The following is a 2157-nucleotide window of genomic DNA, read 5'->3' on the forward strand; positions in this document are numbered from 1 at the left end:
TTTTTAGCATAACCACGTTCGGTCCACTTCTCCCTGTTTTCTTCAATCCCCTGTAGAGTCGCACCGAGAATCTCACCTGAGAAATCAAATGATTTAAAGACAATGACAGGTTCAATACTGCCCTTTACTTTAGCATTTGCCTGAGCAAGTACCCCTTTCTCCAGAAAGAAGTCAATGGTTTCAGCGGAAAGTCCACGTTGATTTTGTAGATAATCTCTAGCAGCTTCAAAAGGCTGCTCATAGGGTGCAAGGTAATAAGAGAAAGGTTCTTGTACTCTTTCCATAACTGTACGTTCCTTAAAACGACCATCGTTTAAGAAATTTATCGCTTGGTTGAAATCAACTTCTTTCATCACTTCAACTAAAGAAATCACATCGCCACCTTGATGCCTAGAAAACCAATTCCAAACATTTTTATCTGGTGTAATAACTAAACTATCATGCTCTTTCCAACGATAATCTCTGCCTTCTCGAAATAACTCCATGTTGAGTTCATTAGCCACATCTAAAATATCACGAGAACGAGCATATTCAACCCGCTCACGTCGACTTTTGCCTCGTGACTGCCACTGTTGTGTGTATTCATCTGCCATAAAAAAACTCCTTTCATTCACTAAAAGCACTCATATTGAGACGTATAAGACTCTGTTTCAGGAACAATAAAGACTTCTTTAGGCAGTGAGACCAGCTCTCCCACTGAAAAGCGTTCAAATTGTTCTTGGTCTTGGTAGGTCAATACCAACTCCAAATCACCATTCTTGCCTTGCCCAACAAAAAGCACTTGTTTTTGCGTCTCATCAATGGACTTGACTAACCAATCGGCTTCAAAGTCAAATGCTTCTTCAGAAACACTTGGAAAATGTAACATATCACTTGCACCTCCTTTTTTACAGTTACTTTTAAGTGTAAGAGATAATGGAATTTCTTGCGTTAAGGGGACAAATTAGAGGGATTTTTAGCAAAAAAAGTCATTGATTACCCAATGACTTCTAACGTTGGTTTTGTCGACGTTCTTCTTGCTCCTCACGTTCATCGCTACGTGCCCGTTCCATCAACGCCTTTTGATTAGCCCGTTGAGAACGATTAAGAGAGCTAGCTAATTGATTCATAAACTGCGTTGGCAATTTTACACTGCCTTTGGATTGTTGTAGATGTGCTTTCTTGACGATTTTTCGCTCTCGAAGTTGCTTCGACACCGCCTGAACAATCTGCCCCTGATTATCTTCAGTAGGCTGCAGCTTGGCATACAAGCGTTTTAACTCCACAAAACCTTTAGCATTCTCCATTTTCATGTCTTTGATAACCGCTTCATCTGATAATTGATTTAGCTGCTGGTTGCGATTATGAATTTGATATTTCAACTGAAAAATAGAGACATGCGTTTGTAACTCTTCTAGATAGCCTTGTTTGCTTGTTGGTGCGCCTTTTAGGAGCGTTAAGATACTCTCATCCTGCAATTGATGTACAAGACTCATTTCCGCCCGCAATAGTCTGATAGGAAGCTGTATCGCAACAGCTGGTGCTTTGTCTATTGGAAGGGCAACACTGTCCTCAAATTGACGTTTAAGACGTTGTTTTAGCCGCCTATCCGCTTCTGACAACTTGTAGTTTGGTGTTAGTTGCAATGTGATAGACTTCAATTCTTGAGCCAAAGATTCCTTCTTAAAGTCTACAAAAGGCTGATCAGAAGCCAGAGGGCGCACTTGCTCTAAAAGCTTCTGACGAACCTGGATTGTCTTTTGAGCTGTTTCTAGCATGCTTAACTTTAAAGCGTAGCGATAAGTTCCTAACTCACGCCGCTCTTTTTCAGTTAGCTCTGGTTTTGCCTTAGCAGCATCCACCAACTCTTTTAGCTCACTAGAGGATAACAGTGATAAATCTTTTAGTGTCAGTGTTTTCAGCTGAATGTTTTCAGTCATTTGGCTAATATCGTATACAGTATTTGACACAAAGGTGGGCTGACCTATACCTGTACCGTGCTTATCATATTTTTCATAAACTGGTGTGATAATTTCAAGTGGTTTCACTCCAGGCTTGGTCTCATAGCCTAATTTTTTCCAAGACTCTAGACTTTTAACGACTTGTGCTTTAGGTAGCTGTTCTAAAATCTTCCTCTGGTTCAAACTTGAAAACTTGTCCAAATTTTTTTCCAGCCGA

Annotated in this window: 1 protein-coding gene and 2 pseudogenes; all 3 read right to left on the minus strand. The window is 40.3% G+C overall.

Annotated elements, in window-relative coordinates; genetic code table 11:
- Nucleotides 1-593, minus strand: a pseudogene (locus tag AALA56_RS09925) (PBECR4 domain-containing protein); the annotation flags it as partial.
- Nucleotides 594-613: 20 nt separating this feature from the next.
- Nucleotides 614-868, minus strand: coding sequence for a hypothetical protein (locus tag AALA56_RS09930; protein ID WP_303975144.1), 255 nt, complete (start codon nucleotides 866-868; stop codon nucleotides 614-616).
- A gap of 121 nt (nucleotides 869-989) precedes the next feature.
- A pseudogene (locus tag AALA56_RS09935) lies at nucleotides 990-2157 on the minus strand (MobP2 family relaxase); the annotation flags it as partial.

The sequence above is a fragment of the Streptococcus hyointestinalis genome, assembly GCF_041225505.1.
Lineage (GTDB): Bacteria > Bacillota > Bacilli > Lactobacillales > Streptococcaceae > Streptococcus > Streptococcus hyointestinalis_B.